Genomic DNA, 19,865 nt, shown 5'->3' on the forward strand with positions numbered 1-19,865 from the left:
GGTGAGCGGGGGTCAGGGCTTCCTGTTTGGTCGTGGCGGCTGCGCGCCGCCACACGCGCCTAGCTGCGGTAGTCGCCGTTGATCGCCACGTACTGCTTGGTCAGGTCGCAGGTCCACACCGTGGCCGAACCGCGGCCTACGCCGACGTCGACGCTGACCTCCAGCTCCTGGCTCTTCATGTAGGCGCTCATCTTGGCCTCGTCGTAGGTCGGGGCGATCAGGCCGTCCTGCGCGGCGGTCAGCGGGCCGAACCTGACGCTCAGGCGGTCGCGGTCGATCGGCTCGTCGGCCCGGCCCACGGCCATCACGATGCGGCCCCAGTTGGCGTCCTCGCCGGCGAAGGCGGTCTTCACCAGCGGGCTCTCGGCGATGGTGCGGGCGATCTTGCGCGCCGAGGCGGGGGTCTCCGCGCCGGTCACGTTGATCTTAACGAACTTGGTCGCGCCTTCGCCGTCGCGCACCAGTTGCAGGGCCAGGTCCAGCAGCACCCCCTCCAGCTTCTCGCGGAAGTCGGCCAGGCGCTTGTCCCCGGCCCGGCTGATCCTCGGCGCCGGCGACTGGCCGGTGGCGAACAGCAACAGGGTGTCGTTGGTCGAGCGGTCGCCGTCCACGGTCACGCAGTTGAAGGTGGTGCGGGTGTAGAGGCTGGCCAGAGTCTGCAGGGCCGTGGGCGAGATCGCCGCGTCGGTGGCGACGAACGCCAGCATGGTGGCCATGTCCGGCGCGATCATCCCCGAGCCCTTGGCGATGCCGGCGATGCGCACGGTCTCGCCCTCGATCACCGCCTCGGCGTAGGCGCCCTTCGGGAAGGTGTCGGTGGTCATGATCGCCCGCGCCGCGGCGGCCCAGCCGTCTTCGGCCAGGCGGCCCTCCACCTCGGGCAGGCGGGCGGTGATCTTGGCGTCGTCCAGCAGCACGCCGATCACCCCGGTGGACGCCATCATCACGTCGCGCTGGCGGCAGTCGAAGCGCTTGGCCGCGGCCGAGGCCACCCGCCGCACGGCGTCGGCCCCGGGCCGGCCGGTGAAGGAGTTGGCGCAGCCGGCGTTGACCACCAGCGCCCGCACCTCCGACCCCTTGGTCGCCGCAAGCTGGCGCTTGCACCAGTCCACCGGGGCCGAGCCGACGCCGTGGCGGGTGAAGACGCCGGCCACCGTCGTGCCCTCGGCGAACCGCATGACCATCAGGTCGGGGCGCTCGTGCTTGTAGAAACCGGCCCGGCCCGTCGCCAGCTCCACCCCGGCGATCGGCGGGATCTTCGGGAACGGCACGGCCAGGGGCGAGACCGGCAGCGCGCCCTTGGCCGGGGTCGCGCCCGCCGCGGACGTCTCGGCGGCGGCGAACTGACGGCTCTCCTTGTCGGCGCGCTTCAGGGCCGCGCGCTTGAGGGCGCTGGCCAGGGGGTCCAGGGCGCGCTCCAGGGTCTGGCCGACCACTTCCACCGGCTTGGCCGCCGCCTCCAGCGCCTTGGAGGTAGAGGTGCGCGGCGCTCCGGCCTTGGCCGGCGGCTTCTTGGGCGTGGGTTTGCGGGTCAAGGCGTCTGGCTCTTCGCGGGGGGTTTGGCGTCCTTCACGGGCGGCGGGCCCGAGGCAGCGGGCGGCGCGGAGGCCGGCTCCTGCGGCTGGCCCGGCACGTCCTGCGGCGGTCCGATCAGGGTCTCGATCTTGGCCCTGGCCCGCAGCTTTTCCAGAAGGTCGCGGATCTGGTCGTAGGTGAGGAAGCGCACGATTTGCGGCCGCGCGGCCTCCAGGGTTATCGGCTGCTCCGAGCGGCGGTCCTCGACCTTCACGATGGCCCAGCCCTCGTCGACCTGGAAGGGCCCGACGACTTCGCCCACCTTGGCGTCCTTCAGGGCCGCCTCATAGGCCTCGGGCATCACGTCGGCGGTGAAGTAGCCAAGATCGCCGCCGTTGAAGCGGGTCGCCGCATCGGTGGAGCGCTCCATGGCCAGGGCCTCGAAGGAGGCGCCGGTGGTGAGCAGCTTCTTCACCGCTTCCCCTTCCTCCTCGGTGGCCACAACGATCTGGCGCGCGCGGATCTCCTCCGACTGGCGCGCCAGCTTCAGCTGCTCCTGATAGAGCCCCTTGATGGCGTTTTCATTCACGGCGTCGGCGACCACGCTCTCGACCAGCATGTCGCCCAGGATCCGCTCGCGCGCGGCCGCCAGCCGGCGCTGGGCGATGGGGTCCTTGTCCAGCTTGCGCTTCAGCGCCTCGGCCGCCAGCAGCTTCTGGTCGATCACCTCGTCCAGCACCTGGCGGAACAGCTCGGAGGAGGCGTCCAGCGGCTCGCCCTCGCCGATCAGGCCCTGGGCCACCGCCTCGCGCTTGACGTCCGAGGCCCAGACGGTGCGGCCGTTGACCTGGGCCACCGCCTCGTCGCCGGGCTGCGGCGGACGCTCGTCGCCGCCCCGATCGCCGCACGCGGCCAGGACGAGGGCGCCCGCGGCCAGGGCCGCCGCGACACGCCAAAGTCGAACCGCACCAGCATGCGCCATGGGGATGCATCCATAAGGCCGCGCACCGCGCGCGCGGCGACATCCGTCCCTAGCTATTTACGCGGCGGGATGCAAAGGTCCCGCCGATCATGCGCCGCGGCCGGCCGAAGGCGCGCGGCCGCCATTCGTTTTGAGGGAGGATTTTTCCGATGCGCGAAGCAGTTGTCGTCTCCTACGCCCGCACCGGGCTGGCCAAGGCCGCCCGCGGCGGCTTCAACATGACCCCGACCATGTCGATGGGCGCCCATGCGGTGAAGCACGCCGTCGCCAAGTCCGGCGTGGCCCCCGAAGAGGTCGAGGACTGCTTCATGGGCAACGTCGCGCACGGCTCGGGCAACATCGGCCGCACGGTCGGTCTGCTCGCCGGCCTGCCGATCACCACCTCGGGCATGACCATCAACCGCTTCTGCTCCTCGGGCCTGAACACCATCGCGGTGGCCGCCAACTACATCCGCAACGACGGCGCCGAGTGCGTGGTCGCCGGCGGCGTGGAGTCCCTGTCGATGCCCGGCGGCGGCGCCATGGGCAACGTCGATCCCGAGCTGACGCAGAACTACCCGGCGATCTTCATGCCGATGATCGACACCGCCGACATCGTCGCCGCCCGCTACAACGTCAGCCGCGAGGCCCAGGACGAATACTCCCTGGAATCCCAGCGCCGCATGGCCGCCGCCCAGCAGGCCAACAAGTTCGCCAACGAAATCGTCCCGATGAAGACCAAGATGAAGGTGGTCAACAAGGAGACGAAGGAAGAGTCCGTCGTCGACTACGTGGTCGACCGCGACGAATGCAACCGCCCCGACACCACCCTCGAGGGGCTGGCCAAGCTCCAGCCGGTGCGCGGCGAGGGCAAGTTCATCACCGCCGGCAACGCGAGCCAGCTCTCCGACGGCGCCGCCGCCGTGGTGATGATGGAAGCCAAGGCCGCCGAGAAGAAGGGCCTGACGCCGATGGGCGCCTTCAAGGGCTGGGTGGTCGCCGGCTGCGCCCCCGACGAAATGGGCATCGGCCCGGTGTTCGCCATCCCGCGCCTGCTGGAGCGCCACGGCCTGAAGGTCGACGACATCGACCTGTGGGAGCTGAACGAGGCCTTCGCCTCCCAGTGCCTCTACTGCCGCGACACCCTGGGCATCGACCCGGAGAAGTACAACGTCAACGGCGGCTCCATCGCCATCGGCCACCCCTACGGCATGACCGGCGCGCGCCTGGCCGGCCACATCCTGCAGGAAGGCAAGCGCCGCGGCGCTAAGAAGGTCGTCGTCTCGATGTGCATCGGCGGCGGCATGGGCGCGGCAGGCCTGTTCGAGGTCTACTAAGACCTCGATCGGCCGTCCGCCCGCGCCCATCAACAGGGACTAGGCCGAAATCGCCCCGCGATTTCGGCGGGCGCGGCAGGCCTGTTCGAGGTCTACTAAGACCTCGATCGGCCGTCCGCCCGCGCCCATCAACAGGGACTAGGCCGAAATCGCCCCGCGATTTCGGCGGGCGCGGCAGGCCTGTTCGAGGTCTACTAAGACCTCGACGGTTCGGCCTCTGCTGAATGATCGGCCCTCCCTCGCGGGAGGGCCTTTTCGTTTGCGCGGGAGGCGCGCCCGGCGGCGGCGGCTCCGCGGACCGCGCCCTTGCGTTGACACCGCAGGGGCGCCTGCTTAAGTCTCGCGCGCGCTTTAGAGAGCGGAATTCCGGGCAGTCGAAAGGTTTCACCGCGCCCGCGCGTCCGCCGACAGCGCCCTCAAGACGGCACAATCGGACGCCTCGCTTTATGATTTTCCAACGGCTCTTCGGCTCTTCCAACGACCGCAAGGTCAAGGCCTACCAGGCGCGGGTCGCCAAGATCAACGCGCTGGAGCCCAAGATCCAGGCCCTGTCGGACGCCGAGCTTCGCGGCAAGACCGACGAGTTCAAGGCGCGCATCGCCAAGGGCGAAACTCTCGACCAGCTGATGGAGGAGGCCTTCGCCGTGGTGCGCGAGGCCTCGCGGCGCACCATCGGCCTGCGTCACTTCGACGTGCAGATGGTCGGCGGCATGGCCCTGCACATCGGCGGCATCGCCGAGATGCGCACTGGTGAAGGCAAAACCCTCGTCGGCACCCTGCCCGTCTATCTGAACGCGCTGTCCGGCAAGGGCGTGCACGTCATCACGGTCAACGACTACCTGGCCCAGCGCGACGCCGAGTGGATGGGCCAGATCTACAACTTCCTGGGCCTGTCGGTGGGCGTCATCGTCCACGGCCTCAGCCAGGGCCAGCGCAAGCAGGCCTACCAGAGCGACATCACCTACGGCACCAACAACGAATTCGGCTTCGACTACCTGCGCGACAACCTGGTCTACGACGTCGAGGAGATGGTCCAGCGGGGCCACAACTTCGCGATCGTCGACGAGGTGGACTCCATCCTCATCGACGAGGCCCGCACGCCGCTGATCATCTCGGGCCCCACCGAGGACCGCAGCGAGTTCTACAAGACCGTCGACGTCATCGTCCGCGAGCTGATCCAGGACCCCGCCACCTACGACCACGACGAGAAGCAGCGCCAAGTGCTGCTGACCGAAGAGGGCTCCGAGAAGGTCGAGGAGATGCTGGCCGAGCGCGGCCACCTGGCCGAGGATTCCGCCGGCCTCTACGACCCGGCCAACGTTTCGGTGGTGCACCACGTCAACCAGGCGCTCCGGGCCAACATCCTCTACACCCGCGACAAGGACTACATCGTCCGCGCCGGCGAGGTGATCCTGATCGACGAGTTCACCGGCCGCATGATGCACGGCCGCCGCCTGTCCGAGGGCCTGCACCAGGCCATCGAGGCCAAGGAAGGCGCCCACATCCAGCCCGAGAACCAGACCCTGGCCTCGGTCACGATCCAGAACTACTTCCGCCTCTATTCCAAGCTGTCGGGCATGACCGGCACGGCGGCCACCGAGGCCCAGGAATTCCTCGACATCTACAAGATGGACGTCCTGGAGATCCCGACCAACCGGCCGATCGCCCGCATCGACGACGACGACGAGGTCTATCGCACCAGCGCCGAGAAGAACGCCGCGATCATCGCCCAGATCGAGGACTGCTATCGCCGCGGCCAGCCGATCCTGGTGGGCACCGTCTCCATCGAGAAGTCCGAGCAGCTGTCCGAACTGCTCAACGCCCACACCTTCGAGATCGACGGCAAGACGCAAAAGGGCATTCCGCACAGCGTGCTGAACGCGCGCTACCACGAGCAGGAAGCCATGATCGTGGCCGACGCCGGGGTGCCCGGCGCGGTGACCATCGCCACCAACATGGCCGGCCGCGGCACCGACATCCAGCTCGGCGGCAACGTCGACATGAAGGTGGCCCGCTGGCGCGAGGAACAGCGCGGCCTTGGCCTGGAGGTCACCCCCGAGGCGGCGGCCGAGTACAAGGCGCAGATCGAGGCCGAGATCCGGGACCTGAAGGAAAAGGCCCTGGCCGCCGGCGGCCTGTTCGTCCTGGGCACCGAGCGCCACGAGAGCCGGCGCATCGACAACCAGCTTCGCGGCCGGACCGGCCGTCAGGGCGACCCGGGCCGCTCCAAGTTCTTCCTGTCGTGCGAGGACGACCTGCTGCGCATCTTCGCCGGCGACCGGCTGGACGCGATCATGCGCACCTTCGGCGTCCAGGAAGGCGAAGCCATCACTCACAAGTGGCTGAACAGCGCCATCGCCACCGCCCAGAAGCGCGTCGAGCAGCGCAACTACGAGATCCGCAAGAACCTCCTGAAGTACGACGACGTCGTCAACGACCAGCGCAAGGCCGTCTTCGAGCAGCGCCAGGAGTTCATGGAGGCGCCGGACCTGTCCACGGTGGTGCGCGAGATGCGCGAGGACACCATCGACGATCTCGTCGCCCGCCACCTGCCGCCCAAGGCCTACGCCGAGCAGTGGGACGTGGAGGGGCTGGAGCAGCACGTCAAGGAGCTCCTGGGCCTGGACCTGCCGATCAAGGCCTGGGCGGCCGAGGATGGCATCGCCAACGAGGAGATCCAGGAGCGCCTGCTCAAGGCCGCCGAGGCCCGGGCGGCCGAGCGCGAGGCCCTGGTCAGCCCCGAGCAGATGCGCGGGCTGGAGAAGAACTTCCTGCTGCAGATGATCGACCTGCAGTGGCGCGAGCACCTGATGCACCTGGACCATCTGCGGGCGGTCATCGGCCTGCGCGGCTATGGCCAGCGCGATCCGCTCAACGAGTACAAGACCGAGGCCTTCTCCCTGTTCGAGAAGCTGCTGGTTGACCTGCGCCAGAGCGTGACCCGCTGGCTGATGACGGTGGAGTTCCAGTTCGCCGAGCCGGAGCCGCCGCCGGTGGCCTTCACCGAGGTGCACCTGGACCCGCTCACCGGGGAGAACGCCGCCCAGATGGGGGCCCTGCCCGAGGGGCTCTCGCCCGAGCAGCGCCAGGCGCTGCCGATCACCGCCCTGCCCGACGGCTGGGAGGACACCGGCCGCAACGCCCCCTGCCCCTGCGGCTCGGGCAAGAAGTTCAAGCACTGCCACGGCGCGCTGGTCTGACGCCGGCGCGGCGTTGACTTAGGCGTCACTCCGGCGTGACAGTTCCTCCTGCGCCGCCCTCGGGCCGCGGCGCGCCAGGGAGATGGGCATGACGAGCGCCGCCGCAGCCGACTACGACTATCTGTTCCTGACGTTCGACGTCGCCGCCGCCCGCACGGCGCCGCGGGACTTCGCCCGGCGGCTCGCCGCCGAGGGCAGCGCGCGCATCGCCGAGGCTGGCGGCGAGCTGATCGGCCTTTTCACCCCGCAGCTCGGCTGGGGCTCGGACGAAGCGGCCCTCCTGCTGCGCTGGCCCGAGGCCGCCCCGGGCCGGGACGCGGTCCTCGCCGCCATCGCCGCCGACCCGGGCCTCGCCGCCTGCCGGCGCGACCGCCTGGCCCCCACCCTGCGGCCGGCCTCCGGCGACGTGCCGCCCCCCGGCGGAATCTTCGTGCACCGCACCTTCGAGATCGCCGCTGGCGACCTCGACCTGTTCGTCGAGCTTTCGGGCAAGGCCTGGACCGGCTTCGAGGGCGGATTCGACAGCGACATCTTCGGCCTGTTCCGGACGGTCCAGACCGAGGCCGAGGCCAGGGCAGGCACGCTGCGGATGCTGCTGGTCACCCGCTACGCCGACCATGGCGTCTGGGAAGCGTCACGCGATCCCGCGCCCGAGGTCCGCGACCTGTTCATGCGCCGCCGCGACCTCACCCTGCGCACCCGCGCGGCCAGCACGGTCCTGGCGCGGCCGGAGGCCTGACGGCCGGCGATGGCCGCGCCCGCCTCTCCTTCCGGCCAGGCCCGGGCCGAGCGCGAGCGCGCGCGGCGCGAAGGCTTCATGCGCATCGCCGCCCGGGTGTTCCGCGCGCAGGGCCTGTCCGGCGCCACCATGGAGGACGTGGCCGCCGCCGCCGGCGTCACAAAGGTCGTGCTTTATCGGCGCTTCGCCTCCAAGGACCTCCTGATCCGCGCGATCTTCGAGGAGGCCGTCGGCCGGCTGGCCGCGGCCAACGCCGATCCCTGGCACGGCTACGGCGCCGGGGCGCGCATGTCCCTCGAGGCCGCCCGCGGCTTCGAGGACGGCTACCTCCTGCTCATGCGCGACGGCCGCCAGCAGGCCGCCTACCGCGGCTACTACGACGCCGTGCGCGCGCGCACCGCCCGCCGGCTCCTACGGCTCCTCTGGTTCCCCGGCCGCCAGGCGCCGAGGCCCGTCTCCCAGCAGCTGCTGGACCTGTCGCTGGAGCCGATGGTCTCCTTCTGCAACGACGCCCTGGCCCACTGGGTCGAGCACGGCGACCCGGCCCAGGACGACCGCTACATCCGCTGGTGCGGGGTCATGATCAGAGCCTGGCGGGCCGAGGCCGCCGGGCTCCTCGGCCTGGAGCCGCTGGCCCAGGACTGGCCCTTCGAGAGCGAGAACGACGGGCCGTTGACCTGAGTGTCACTCGTCGGTAACGTCCAGCCAACCACAAGGGAGGACGCCATGATCGGGCGCAGAACCGCCCTGTTCGGCGCGGCCGCGGCGATCGGGATCGCGACCTTGCCGGCGGCGGGCGCGGCGGCCGAGGCGAAGAACGCCATGACCCCGGAACAGACCGACGCCGTCGCCGGCGCCATGAAGTGCCTCGACGACTTCATGGCCGCATTCAACGCCCGCGACGTGAAAGCCTTCGAGGCCACCTTCAACTTTCCGAGCATCCGCATCGCCTCGGGCAAGGTCGCCATCATCGAGCCCGGCTACCACCACCCCGGCATGTTCGACAAAGGCGCCCTGGCCGAGTGGGACCATTCGGCCTGGGAGCGGCGCGAGGTGATCCACGCCGGCCCGGACAAGGTCCACTTCGACACCCGCTTCACCCGCTACCGCAAGGACGGCAGCGTCATCGGCGGCTTCGATTCCATGTACGTCGTCACCAAGATCGACGGCCACTGGGGCATCCAGGCGCGCTCCAGCTTCGCCCCCTGAAGGCGGCAGGCGCCGTAGGGTGAATCTTGCGGTCGGCGGGTCGGCCGCGCCAAGCTCCCGCCAGGGACGGACATCCAGGACGCGGCGCATGAGCGACACCGACTTCACAGGCCAGACCGTGCTCGTCGTCGGCGGCTCCAGCGGCATCGGCAACGGCGTCGCTCACGGCTTCCGCCAGCGCGGCGCCCAGGTTCACGTCTGGGGCACGCGCCCATCCGCCGCCAACTACGACCCGGCCGAGGGCTGCGACCTGTCCGGCCTAGCCTACCACCAGGTCGATGTCGCCGACCGCGACGCCATCGACGCCTGGACCCCGCCCTTCGAGTCCCTGGACGTGCTGGTGCTGAGCCAGGGGATCGTGGCCTACCGCCGGGTCGAGTTCGAGCGCGAGGGCTGGGACCGCGTGATGGCCGTCAACCTCGACAGCCTCATGGCCTGCGCCGCCCGCTTCAAGCCGATGCTGGCCGCCAGCCGCGGCTCCATCATCATCGTCAGCTCGGTGTCCGGCTTCCAGTCCAACCGCGGCAACCCCGCCTATGCGGCGTCCAAGGCCGGGGCGGTCAGCCTGACCAAGACCCTGGGCGAGGCCTGGGCGCCGGAGGGGATCCGCGTCAACGGCCTGGCGCCGGGGCTCGTCGACACCAAGCTCACCAAGGTCACCACCGAACACCCCCAGCGGCGCGAGGCGGCGCTGCGGGCCATTCCCGTCGGCCGCATGGGCCTGCCCGCCGACATGGCCGGGGCCGCGATCTTCCTGGCCTCGCCCCTGGCGGCCTACGTCTGCGGTCAGACCCTGATCGTCGACGGCGGCCTGTCGCTTTCCTGAGGACGTGACCATGACCGAACCCCTGAGCCGCTCCGTCCGGGGCCTCACCGTCCTGATCACGGGCGCGGGAAGCGGGATGGGCCGGGCCACGGCCGAGGTCTTCGCCGCCGAAGGCGCCAACGTGGCCGTCACCGACTACGACGCCGCCGCCGCCCAGGCGGTGGCGAGCGCCCTCAAGGCCGGCGGGGCCGGCGCCGAGGCCTGGAGGCTCGACGTCGCCGACCCCGCCGAGGTCGCCGCCGTCGTGGAGGCCGCCGCCGCCCGCTTCGGCGGCATCGACGCGGTCGTCAACAACGCCGGGATCTCCGGGTTCTCGGCGATCGATTCCGCCGACTACGAGACGATCTGGGCCCGCTGCCTGGACGTGCTCCTGACCGCCCACCCGCGGGTGATCCGCGCCGCCCTGCCGCATCTGCGTCGATCCGCCGCGCCGCGCATCGTCAACATCGCCTCCACCGAGGCCCTCGGCGCGACCGCCCGCGACAGCGCCTATGCGGCGGCCAAGGCCGGCGTCACCGGCCTCACCCGCGCCCTGGCCGTTGAGCTCGGCCGCGAGGGAATCACCGTCAACTGCGTCTGCCCCGGCCCGATCCTGACCGGCATGACCAACGCCATTCCCGACGAGCAGAAGGCGGTCTACGCCAAGCGGCGCACGGCCCTGGGCCGCTACGGCGCGCCGGAGGAGGTGGCCCATGTCACCCTCAGCCTGTGCCTGCCGGCCGCCTCCTACATCACCGGCGCCGTGATTCCCGTGGACGGCGGGCTGATGGCCCGCAACGCCTAGCCGCAAGGCTTTGGCGGCCCGTTCCGCCGGCATGCTGCACCGCAGTCAACCGCAGGATGCGCTCGACGGCGAATTTACCCCTATGCCCGGTTGATAGAACGGCGTTATCTGGGCAAACACGCCGCCTGCGGCGAAGTGGCGCTTTCCACAACTGAACCCTGGCCGTTACTTAGCGGCGTTTGATCGAACGCCGTTCGCCCCTAAGGCGAGTGGTCGACAAGGAGAATTGCAGAAGTGTCCGAGACCTCCACCAAGACGCCGGACCCGATGGACGTCGCCCTCGGTGCGGCCGTCCGAATTCGGCGTCGCACCATCGGCATGTCGCAGGAGGCCCTCGCCGAGCAGTGCAACGTGAGTTTCCAGCAGATCCAGAAGTACGAGAACGGCGCCAACCGCATCTCCTTCTCCCGGCTGGTGCAGATCGCCCGCGCTCTGCGCTGCCGCGTGGTCGACCTCCTCGACGTCCTGGACACCCCCGACCACGAGGGCGGCGCCGACATCGACCTCCTGAGCCGCATGCGCACCCCCGGCGCCCTCGAGCTGCTGGCCGCCTATGAGCGCCTCTCGCCCGAAGGCCGCGCCACCCTGGTGAACTTCCTGCGCGCCGTCAGCGGCGGCCGCGCCGAGGCGCCGGCCAAGCAATCGGCCGCCTGACCCCGAGCTCATCGAACCGACCAAGGGCGCCGCGCCGGCAGGGGCGGCGCCCTTCGTCGTTTCCGGGCGGGCTCACTCTTCGGCCAGCACCTTGTCGATCACCGCCTTGGCCTCGGGCGTGGACCAGTCGGCCTCGCCCGCCAGCCGCGCCTTCTCCACCCCGTCGGCGCCGTAGATCACCGTGGTCGGCATTCCCATGGCCGCCGGCTTCAGGTCGAACGGCAGCTTCGCCGAGGGGTCCAGGTAGAACTTCAGGGGCGCGTTCTTGGCGATGAAGGCGCGGGCCTTGGCCTGGTCGTCCTCGCCCTTGTCGATGCTGATCGCCATCACCTCGACCGGCTTGCCCTCGTATTCGGCGGCCAGCTTGGCCAGGGTCGGCATCTCGATCTGGCAGGGCGCGCACCAGGTGGCCCAGACGTTGACCACCAGCACCTTGCCCCGCAGGTCCGCCAGGCGCAGGCGCTCGCCCTTGTCGTTGACGAAGCTCGTCGCCGGCGGTGCGGCCGCCTCGGCCGGGAACGACAGCTTCGACATCTCGCCCTTGGCCAGGGCCTTCAGATCGCCCCCCCGTCCGGGATTGGTCGAAGCCTGGGCGATGATGTAGACAACCGCCGCGACGCCCAGCAGGGCGCCGCCCCAGAGCCCCCACTTCAGCAGGTCAGGCCTGGGTTTCGCCGTAGGGTGCTCGCTCATATGTCCGACGACTCCGTAAACGCCCCCGCCGCGCCGGGACCATCCGAGGCGCAGACCCAGGGTCAAGCCATGTGGGGCGGCCGCTTCTCCGCCAAGCCCGCCGAGCTGATGCAGGCGATCAACGTCTCCATCGGCTTCGACCGGCGCCTCGCCGCCCAGGACCTGGCCGGGTCGCGCGCGCACGCGGCGATGTTGTGCAAGACGGGCGTGATTTCAAGCGAAGACGAGGCGCTGATCCAGAAGGGCCTTGCGACGATCGCCGGGGAGATGGCCGCCGGGACCTTCCCCTTCCGCGACGAATACGAAGACATCCATATGAACGTGGAGGCCCGTCTGCGCGAGCTGATCGGGCCCACGGCGGGGCGGCTGCACACCGCCCGCTCCCGCAACGACCAGGTGGCCCTCGACTTCCGCCTGTGGGTGCGCGACGCCTGCGAGCGCACGGTCGGGCAGATCCGCGCCCTGCAGCGGGCGCTGGTGGCCCAGGCCGAGGCCCACGCCGACACCCTGATGCCCGGCTTCACCCATCTGCAGCCGGCCCAGCCCGTGACCTTCGGCCACCATGTGATGGCCTATGTCGAAATGTTCGGCCGCGACGCCTCGCGCTTCGCCGACGCCCGCGAGCGGATGAACGAGTGCCCGCTCGGCGCGGCGGCCCTGGCCGGCTCACCCTTCCCGATCGACCGCCACATGACCGCCGAGGCCCTCGGCTTCGCCCGGCCCACCGCCAATTCCCTCGACAGCGTGTCCTCCCGCGACTTCGCCCTGGAGGCCCTGGCCGCCGGCGCCATCTGCGCCACGCACCTGTCGCGCCTGGCCGAGGAGATCGTCGTGTGGATGACGCCGCAGTTCGGCTTCATCAGGCTCTCGGACGCCTTCACCACCGGCTCTTCGATCATGCCGCAGAAGAAGAACCCGGACGCGGCCGAGCTGATCCGCGCCAAGGCCGGACGGATGCTGGCCTCCTTCACCCAGCTGGCGGTGGTGATGAAGGGCCTGCCGCTCGCCTATTCCAAGGACATGCAGGAGGACAAGGTTCCCACGTTCGAGGCTTTCGACGCCCTGGAGCTGAGCCTCGCCGCCATGGCCGGCATGGTCGCGGACCTGACCCCGCAGCCCGGCCCCATGGCCGCCGCCGCCGGCGCCGGCTTCTCCACCGCCACCGACCTGGCCGACTGGCTGGTGCGCGAGCTCGGCATGCCCTTCCGCGACGCCCACCACGTGACCGGCGCGGCGGTCAAGCGGGCCGAGGCTCTGGGCTGCGACCTCTCCGAACTGTCCCTGGACGAGCTGAAGGCCCTTGAGCCGCGCATCGATCAGGGCGTCTATCAGGTGCTGACGCCCGCCGCCTCGGTCGCCAGCCGCATGAGCTATGGCGGAACCGCCCCCGAACAGGTCCGCGCGCAGGCCGCGCGCTGGAAGGAGATCCTGCAATGACCCTTCGTCCCCTCGCGCTCGCCGCCCTGCTCCTCGCCGGGACCTCCCTGGCCGCCTGCGGCAAGATGGGCGAGCTGGAGCGCCCCGGCCCGCTGTTCGGCGCCGGCCGCAACACCACCAAGGGCGCCGACGAAAGCGCCCGCCAGGCGCAGGACCCGAACCGGCCGGTGAACACGATCGACCAGCGCCAGCGCTACAGCGACCCCGCACCGCCCCGCACCCTGCCGATCGAGGGCGCCTCGCCCAGCCCCACGGCGCCCGCGCCCCAGGGCGCCCTTCCCGATCCCTACGCGAACCCGCGCTGATGGATCACTTCGAGTACCGGGGGGACGAGCTCTACTGCGAGGACGTCCCCCTCGCCCGTATCGCCGACGAGGTGGGCACCCCCGTCTACGTCTATTCCACCGCGACCCTTGAGCGGCACTTCCTTGTGCTGCGCGACGCCCTGGTCGCGGCCGGCGTCAGGGGCGAGCGCGGCGGCGACCCGCTGATCGCCTTCGCGGTCAAGGCCAACTCCAACGTGGCGGTGCTGCGCACCCTGGCCCGCCTGGGCGCCGGCGCCGACACCGTGTCCGAGGGCGAGATCCGCCGCGCCCTGGCCGCCGGCGTGCCGCCCGAGAAGATCGTCTTCTCCGGTGTCGGCAAGACGGACGCCGAGATCGCCTTCGCCCTGCGCGACGGGGTGGCCGAGATCAATGTGGAATCCGAGCCGGAGCTGCAGACCGTCTCGCGCGTCGCCCGCGACCTCGGCGTGCGCGCCGCCGTCGCCATCCGCGTCAATCCCGACGTGGCGGCCGGGGGCCACGCCAAGATCGCCACCGGCAAGAGCGAGAACAAGTTCGGCGTCTCCTTCGCCGAGGCCGAGCGGCTCTACGCCAAGGCCTCCAACGACGCGGGCCTGCGCCCGGTCGGCGTGGCCTGCCACATCGGCAGCCAGATCACCGATCTGGCCCCCATGGAAGCCGCCTTCGCCAAGATGCGCGGCCTTGTCGAGCGCCTGCGCGGCGAGGGCCTCCACGTCGAGCGCCTCGACCTCGGCGGCGGCCTCGGGGTGCCCTATTTCAACCAGCCGACGCCGCCCTCGCCGGCCGACTACGCCGCCATGATCGCCCGGGTGATGAACGGCCTCGACGTCGCCTTCGCCTTCGAGCCCGGCCGGGTGATCGCGGCCAACGCCGGGGTCCTGGTGGCCAAGGTCACCCATGTCCATGTGCGCCCCGAGGGCCGCCGCTTCCTGGTGCTGGACGCGGCCATGAACGACCTGATCCGCCCGGCCATGTACGACGCCTTCCACGATATCCGCCCCGTGCGGCCGCGGGACGGCGAACCCCTCGTCTACGACGTGGTCGGACCGGTCTGCGAGACCGGCGACACCTTCACCCGCGACCGCGCCCTGCCGCCCCTGGACGGCGGCGACCTGGTGGCCTTCATGAGCGCGGGGGCCTACGGCGCGGCCATGGCCAGCGAGTACAACTCGCGGCTCCTGGTCCCCGAGGTGCTGGTCAAGGACTCCGGCTACGCCGTGGTGCGGCCCCGCCCGACCTACGAGGACATGCTCGCCCGCGAACGCCCCGCTCCCTGGCTCTAGCCGCGCCCGACCAGGGCGAAGCTTTCCAGCGGGATCCAGCCGTCGTCCGAGCGGCCATAGAGGCTCACCGCCTCGGCCCGTGCGCTCAGCGGCAGGGCCTTGGGCGCCTCGCGCCCCATGCGGGCGACCAGCGCCGCCGGCCCCTGGGCGATGGTCAGGTGCGGGATGACGGTCTCATAGGCGCCGCCATAGGGCGGATGGTCGGGAAACGCCGCCGCCAGCGCCTCGATCAGCCGCACGATCGGCCCGGGCTCGGCCGGCTCCAGCCAGACACCGCCCGGAAAGCCGCCCAGCCGCTCGAAGCGCAGCTCGATCGGCCCGAACGGCGTCAGCGCCCCGCGCATCCGCGCCCGGGCGATCTCGTCCACCGCGCGGCTGTCCATGAACGGATAGATCAGGGTCACGTGCGCCGGCATCCCCGCCCGCGCGGCCGGATCGTGCTTGCGCCAGCGCCTCAGGGCGGGGTCGAGGCCCGGCAGGGCGAGGACCAGCCCGGTCTCCATCGCCCTAGTCCAGCGCCCCGATGTAGGGCAGGCCCCGCAGCCGCCCGCCGGCGTCCATGCCGTAGCCGACGAGGTAGCGGGCCGGCGCCCGCCAGGCGGTGAAGTCCGGCTCGATCGCCCGGGGCGTGGGCCACGGCTTGGCGGCGAAGACCGCCGTCAGCACCTCCGCCGCCCCGGCGTCGCGCACCAGCCGCGCCGCCTCGCTCAGCGACAGGCCGGTGTCGATCACGTCGTCGACGATCAGGGCCTTGCGCCCGGCCAGGGGGCGTTGCAGGTCGGCCCGCACCTCGCAGCGGCCCAGGCTCGCCCGCTCGTCGCCGTAGGAGGCCAGCCACAGGGCGTCGAAGCGCACGTTGCGTCCGGTCCGCGCCAGCGCCCGCGTCAGGTCCGAGGCGAACCACAGCCCCCCGGTCAGCAGGCAGACGCAGACCGTCTCATCGTCGATCCGCGGCGCGATCTCGCCGGCCAGGGCCTGCACCCGGCTTGCAACCTCGGCCTCGTCCAGCAGCACCTGAGGGGCGGCCTCACTCATGGCCGTCCAGGGTGTAGGGGGTTTCCATTTCCAGCGGCTGGGCCTCCACCGGCTCGGGCGCAGGCGCGTGGGCCGGCGCGGCGGGCTCGGCCGGGCCGCGCAGTTCCGGCGCGGCGTGGGCCGCCTTGGCCTTGGGGGCGGTCGCCGCGCCGTGGGCGGGAGCATCGGGGGCGAAGGCGATCTCCAGCTCGCTGGCCGTGGCCGGCGGATCCAGCATCACCAGGGCGAAATGGCGCGTCTCCCCTGGCGGGATCCGCGGGTCCGCCGCCCGCGCGATCTTCGTCGCCAGCGGCTTACCGTCCTTGCCCAAGAGACTGATGCGCAGCGGCGGGGTGACGATCGCCCGGCCCTCGATGTTGCGGATCATGCCCGACACCGATAGCGCCGCGTGTCCCTCCTGCAGCGACGGCTCGGCCCGCACGCCCTCGATGGTCAGCCCCAGGCTGTTCACCGGCAGGCCGACGCTGGCGTAGGCGCCCGCCGTGCGCGGCCACAGCCGCACCACGTCCACCCGGAACACGATGGCGAGCGCGATCAGCACCGCCACGCTGGCGGCCATGCCGGCCCAGACGACGCCGGTGGCCGCCGCCTCGCGCACCCTCCGGCTCTCGTCGGCCTTGGCCCGGAAGACCTTGGGCAGGTCCTCGCCGGTCAGCGCCGGCTCGTCCTCCACCGCCGCCTCAGCCGGCTCGATCTCCGGCGCGGCCGCCTCGGCCGGTTCCTCCAGTTCGAAGGCGGGCTCCGGCTCGGCCTGCGGCTCAGGCTCCGGATGCGCGGTCCAGCGCGCGCCGCAGGCGGCGCATTTCACCAACCGGCCCTCGGGAGGAATCTTGGATTCGTCCACGAAATAGCTGGTGGCGCACTCGGGACAGGTCAGTATCATGAAGACGAATCGGACGCTCCAGGCTCCCCCTACCGAGGTCGCCGATTTCGGTCTCCATGTCCAGAAAACCACTCTCTTCAGGCGGCCCGGACGCCGATTCCGCCGTCGTCCGCTTCGATGACGTGTCGATGCGCTACGGCCGCGGGCCGGAGACCCTGAAGCACCTGAACTTCGCCCTGCCGCACGGCTCGTTCCATTTCATCACCGGCCCCTCGGGGGCCGGCAAGAGCTCGCTCTTGAAGCTGATGTACCTGGCCGCCCGCCCGTCTCGCGGCGTCGTCCACCTGTTCGGCCAGGACGTCGCCCAGGTCTCGCCCCAGGACCGGCCGTTCATGCGCCGCCGCATCGGCGTAGTGTTCCAGGAGTTCCGCCTGCTCGACCACCTGTCGGCCTTCGACAACGTCGCCCTGCCCCTGCGTATCGCCGGGATGCGGCCGGAGAGCTATCGCCACGACGTGGCCGAGCTGCTTACCTGGGTGGGCCTCAAGAGCCGCATGCACGCCATGCCGCCCACCCTGGCCGGCGGCGAGAAGCAGCGCCTGGCCATCGCCCGCGCCGTGGTCGCCCGTCCCGACATCCTCCTGGCCGACGAGCCCACCGGCAACGTTGACCACGACATGGCCCTGCGCATCCTGCGCCTGTTCGTCGAGCTCAACCGCATGGGGACCACCGTGGTGATCGCCACCCACGACCAGGACCTGGTCGCCCGCTCGGGCATGCCGGTGCTGCACCTGGACCGCGGCCGCCTGGCCCGGGTGGCGCCGCGGACGTGAACGGGCCTGGACGATGAGCGAGATCTTCGACCCGGGGCGGTGGCGGCCCGCCCCCTTCCTGCCGGAGACCGACGCCCATGACGGCGCCCTCACCTTTGTGGTGGCGGTGCTCTGCTTCCTCGCATGCCTGACGGCCTTGGGGGTGCTGGCCTCCGACCGCGCCGCCCGCGGCTGGGCTGACGACCTCTCCGGCGAGGCCACCGTCATCATCCGGCCCAAGGGCGCCGAAAGCCCCGACAGCGCCGCCGCCCGCGCCGCGGAGGCGCTGGCCGGGGCGCCAGGCGTCAGCGAGGCCCGCGCCCTGGAGCGGGCCAAGGCCGAGGCCCTGATCTCCCCCTGGCTCGGCTCCAACGTCGACCTTGAGGACTTGCCGGTCCCGCGCCTGGTGGCCGTGACCCTCGACCCCAAGGCGCCGGCCACCGCCGCCGGCCTGGACCGCGCCCTCAAGGCCGCCGGCATAGACGCCGTGGTCGACGACCACAGCATGTGGATCAGCGACATCCGCCGCGCCGCGGGCCTCACCCGCTGGTTCGGCCTCGGGGTGTTCCTGCTGATCGCCGCCACGGCCGCGGCGGTGGTGGCCTTCGCCACCCGCGCCGGCCTCGCCGCCCGCCGCGACGTGGTCGAGACCCTGCATCTGACGGGGGCCGAGGACGCCTTCATCGCCCAGCTGTTCCAGGCCCGCTTCGCGCGCACCGCGGCCGTGGCGGGCTTGTTCGGCGCGGGCGCAGCGGCGATCATGGGCGCCATCCTGCGCCTCATCGGCGGGGGCGAGGGGCTGACGCCGGTCCTGCCGGTCCACTGGATCGACCTCCTGGCCGTCCTGCCCTGCCCGCTGGCGGCGGCGCTGGTGGCCGCCGTAGCCGCGCGCCTGACCGCCGCGGCGCTGATCCGGGAGATGGCATGAGGAGCATCGCGGCGCTGGTCGTCCTGGCGGTGATCTGGGCCGCGGGCCTGTTCGCCTTCGCCGACCGCATCGCCCAGTCGACCCCTGCGGCCGAGCCGGCTCCGGCCGACGGCGCCGTGGCGCTCACCGGCGCGGGCTCGGCCGAGCGGATCGCCGCGGCCGTCCGCCTGCTGGAAGACGGCAAGGCCAAGCGCGTGCTCGTCTCCGGCGTCAACCGCGAGGTCACCCGGGAGGAGGTCCGCGCCCTCGGCGGCGCAGTCCGCCGGCTCTACGACTGCTGCGTCGACCTAGGGTTCACCGCCGCCACCACCCTGGGCAACGCCCGCGAGACGGCCGAGTGGGCTGAGGCCATGCGCTTTTCGGACCTGATCGTCGTCACCGCCGACTACCACATGCCGCGGGCGATGCTGGAGCTGGGCGCGACCATGCCCGAGGCCCGCCTGACCCCCTATCCTGTGGCCACGTCCTCGTTCGACGCCCACCGGTGGTGGCGCACCGGGCGCGGCGCGCGCTTGCTGATCGTGGAGTATTCCAAGTATCTGGCGATCCTCGGACGGGAGGCGGTGCTGGGGCTGGGGCCCAAGGACGAGGCGCCTCCCCGGAAAGGCTCGTCGTGATCGCCGTTCGCTCCTTCGTCTTCGTGCTGCTGTTCTACCTGTGGTCCGCGGCGGTCGCGATCCTGTGCACGCCCCTGCTGCTGGGCCCGGGCGACTGGATCCTGCGCATGTTCGAGCTGTGGAGCCGGGGCATCATCGTCCTGCTGCGCGTCTGCTGCGGGGTCCGGGTCGAGGTCCGCGGGACCGAGCACATTCCGCAGGGCGCGGCCCTGGTCGCGCCCAAGCACCAGTGCATGTTCGACGTCTTCGCCCAGTTCGCCTGGCTGCCGCGCACCTGCTTCGTCATGAAGAAGGAGCTCACCTGGATTCCGTGGTTCGGCTGGTACGCCCGCAAGGTGCACACCATCGTCGTCGACCGCGACGGCCACGCGGCGGCCCTCAAGAAGCTGGTGCGCGAGGCCAAGGAGCGCTTCGCCGAGCGCCGCCAGGTGGTGATCTTCCCCGAAGGCACCCGCGGCGAGCCGGGCGTGGCCGGCGACTACAAGCCCGGCATCGCCGCCCTCTACCGCGAGCTCGACGTGCCGGTCTGCCCGGTGGCCACCAACTCCGGCGTCCACTGGCCGCGCCACGGCTTCCTGCGCAAGTCGGGGACCATCGTCTTCGAATACCTCGAGCCGATCCCCCCCGGCCTCAAGCGCGCCGAGTTCATGCGCCTCCTGGAAGAGCGCATCGAGACCGCCTCGGCCAGGCTGCTGCCGCTCTGAGCC

Annotated in this window: 21 protein-coding genes; 15 read left to right on the plus strand and 6 right to left on the minus strand. The window is 71.3% G+C overall.

The features are described from left to right. Positions 1-59 precede the first annotated feature (59 nt). Positions 60-1,463 (minus strand): bifunctional glutamate N-acetyltransferase/amino-acid acetyltransferase ArgJ, encoded by a 1,404-nt coding sequence (gene argJ, locus ACK4YQ_RS17405; protein WP_409613139.1) that lies wholly within the window; start codon positions 1,461-1,463, stop codon positions 60-62. A 68-nt stretch (positions 1,464-1,531) separates the two neighbouring features. Beyond that, a complete protein-coding gene (locus ACK4YQ_RS17410; RefSeq protein WP_409613082.1) occupies positions 1,532-2,497 on the minus strand; it encodes a peptidylprolyl isomerase in 966 nt (321 codons plus the stop codon). Between the two features lie 149 nt (positions 2,498-2,646). Here ACK4YQ_RS17410 and ACK4YQ_RS17415 point away from each other — a divergent pair, with 149 nt between their 5' ends. The 8 genes from ACK4YQ_RS17415 to ACK4YQ_RS17450 all read left to right on the plus strand — a co-directional run bounded on the left by ACK4YQ_RS17415 (position 2,647) and on the right by ACK4YQ_RS17450 (position 11,225). Beyond that, complete coding sequence (locus ACK4YQ_RS17415; RefSeq protein ID WP_409613083.1) at positions 2,647-3,813, plus strand: acetyl-CoA C-acyltransferase; 1,167 nt, start codon at positions 2,647-2,649, stop codon at positions 3,811-3,813. 446 nt (positions 3,814-4,259) lie between these two features. After that, positions 4,260-7,013 carry a preprotein translocase subunit SecA gene (gene secA / locus ACK4YQ_RS17420; RefSeq protein WP_409613085.1) on the plus strand — a complete coding sequence of 918 codons (2,754 nt, stop codon included), beginning with the start codon at positions 4,260-4,262 and terminating at the stop codon, positions 7,011-7,013. A gap of 88 nt (positions 7,014-7,101) precedes the next feature. Then, positions 7,102-7,752, plus strand: a complete 651-nt coding sequence (locus ACK4YQ_RS17425) for a hypothetical protein (protein ID WP_409613086.1) — start codon at positions 7,102-7,104, stop codon at positions 7,750-7,752. A gap of 9 nt (positions 7,753-7,761) precedes the next feature. Next, positions 7,762-8,433: a TetR/AcrR family transcriptional regulator gene (locus tag ACK4YQ_RS17430; protein WP_409613087.1), complete on the plus strand. Its 672-nt coding sequence runs from the start codon at positions 7,762-7,764 to the stop codon at positions 8,431-8,433. A 45-nt stretch (positions 8,434-8,478) separates the two neighbouring features. Continuing rightward, on the plus strand, positions 8,479-8,961 hold the full coding sequence (locus ACK4YQ_RS17435) for a hypothetical protein (RefSeq protein ID WP_409613089.1): 483 nt from the start codon (positions 8,479-8,481) through the stop codon (positions 8,959-8,961). Positions 8,962-9,049: 88 nt separating this feature from the next. After that, the gene (locus tag ACK4YQ_RS17440; protein ID WP_409613090.1) at positions 9,050-9,787 is read left to right on the plus strand and encodes an SDR family NAD(P)-dependent oxidoreductase; all 738 of its coding nucleotides are present in this window, start codon (positions 9,050-9,052) and stop codon (positions 9,785-9,787) included. Positions 9,788-9,797: 10 nt separating this feature from the next. Next, on the plus strand, positions 9,798-10,571 hold the full coding sequence (locus ACK4YQ_RS17445; protein ID WP_409613092.1) for an SDR family NAD(P)-dependent oxidoreductase: 774 nt from the start codon (positions 9,798-9,800) through the stop codon (positions 10,569-10,571). 234 nt (positions 10,572-10,805) lie between these two features. Continuing rightward, a complete protein-coding gene (locus tag ACK4YQ_RS17450; protein WP_409613093.1) occupies positions 10,806-11,225 on the plus strand; it encodes a helix-turn-helix domain-containing protein in 420 nt (139 codons plus the stop codon). A 72-nt stretch (positions 11,226-11,297) separates the two neighbouring features. Here the strand turns inward: ACK4YQ_RS17450 and ACK4YQ_RS17455 are convergent, their stop codons facing one another. Next, entirely contained in the window at positions 11,298-11,918 is a 621-nt protein-coding gene (locus ACK4YQ_RS17455; RefSeq protein WP_409613094.1) for a TlpA family protein disulfide reductase, read from the minus strand. Here ACK4YQ_RS17455 and argH point away from each other — a divergent pair, their 5' ends adjacent. From argH to lysA, 3 genes are read left to right on the plus strand one after another with little or no spacing between them, the layout of a single operon-like run. Beyond that, positions 11,919-13,355, plus strand: coding sequence for an argininosuccinate lyase (argH, locus tag ACK4YQ_RS17460; protein ID WP_409613096.1), 1,437 nt, complete (start codon positions 11,919-11,921; stop codon positions 13,353-13,355). It abuts the gene before it with no gap. After that, positions 13,352-13,660 carry a hypothetical protein gene (locus ACK4YQ_RS17465; protein WP_409613098.1) on the plus strand — a complete coding sequence of 103 codons (309 nt, stop codon included), beginning with the start codon at positions 13,352-13,354 and terminating at the stop codon, positions 13,658-13,660. Before argH ends, ACK4YQ_RS17465 begins: the two co-directional genes overlap by 4 nt. After that, a complete protein-coding gene (lysA, locus tag ACK4YQ_RS17470) occupies positions 13,660-14,943 on the plus strand; it encodes a diaminopimelate decarboxylase (RefSeq protein ID WP_409613100.1) in 1,284 nt (427 codons plus the stop codon). The genes ACK4YQ_RS17465 and lysA overlap by 1 nt, the downstream gene beginning before the upstream one ends. Here the strand turns inward: lysA and ACK4YQ_RS17475 are convergent. From ACK4YQ_RS17475 to ACK4YQ_RS17485, 3 genes are read right to left on the minus strand one after another with little or no spacing between them, the layout of a single operon-like run. Beyond that, entirely contained in the window at positions 14,940-15,446 is a 507-nt protein-coding gene (locus ACK4YQ_RS17475; RefSeq protein ID WP_409613102.1) for a 2'-5' RNA ligase family protein, read from the minus strand. The two genes, lysA and ACK4YQ_RS17475, sit on opposite strands and share 4 nt — an antisense overlap. A 4-nt stretch (positions 15,447-15,450) precedes the next feature. Next, positions 15,451-15,978: a phosphoribosyltransferase gene (locus ACK4YQ_RS17480; RefSeq protein ID WP_409613103.1), complete on the minus strand. Its 528-nt coding sequence runs from the start codon at positions 15,976-15,978 to the stop codon at positions 15,451-15,453. Beyond that, positions 15,971-16,861, minus strand: coding sequence for a DUF3426 domain-containing protein (locus ACK4YQ_RS17485; protein WP_409613104.1), 891 nt, complete (start codon positions 16,859-16,861; stop codon positions 15,971-15,973). Before ACK4YQ_RS17485 ends, ACK4YQ_RS17480 begins: the two co-directional genes overlap by 8 nt. A 56-nt stretch (positions 16,862-16,917) precedes the next feature. Between ACK4YQ_RS17485 and ftsE the strand changes: the two genes are divergently transcribed. The 4 genes from ftsE to ACK4YQ_RS17505 are packed head-to-tail and all read left to right on the plus strand — an operon-like array spanning position 16,918 to position 19,862. Continuing rightward, positions 16,918-17,634: a cell division ATP-binding protein FtsE gene (ftsE, locus tag ACK4YQ_RS17490; RefSeq protein ID WP_409613106.1), complete on the plus strand. Its 717-nt coding sequence runs from the start codon at positions 16,918-16,920 to the stop codon at positions 17,632-17,634. 13 nt (positions 17,635-17,647) lie between these two features. Continuing rightward, positions 17,648-18,541, plus strand: coding sequence for a cell division protein FtsX (locus ACK4YQ_RS17495; protein WP_409613108.1), 894 nt, complete (start codon positions 17,648-17,650; stop codon positions 18,539-18,541). Beyond that, positions 18,538-19,158 carry a YdcF family protein gene (locus ACK4YQ_RS17500; RefSeq protein WP_409613109.1) on the plus strand — a complete coding sequence of 207 codons (621 nt, stop codon included), beginning with the start codon at positions 18,538-18,540 and terminating at the stop codon, positions 19,156-19,158. The genes ACK4YQ_RS17495 and ACK4YQ_RS17500 overlap by 4 nt, the downstream gene beginning before the upstream one ends. After that, positions 19,155-19,862, plus strand: a complete 708-nt coding sequence (locus ACK4YQ_RS17505; protein WP_409613111.1) for a lysophospholipid acyltransferase family protein — start codon at positions 19,155-19,157, stop codon at positions 19,860-19,862. Before ACK4YQ_RS17500 ends, ACK4YQ_RS17505 begins: the two co-directional genes overlap by 4 nt. Positions 19,863-19,865: the final 3 nt, after the last annotated feature.

The sequence above is a fragment of the Phenylobacterium sp. genome, assembly GCF_046291545.1.
Taxonomy (GTDB): Bacteria; Pseudomonadota; Alphaproteobacteria; order Caulobacterales; family Caulobacteraceae; genus Phenylobacterium.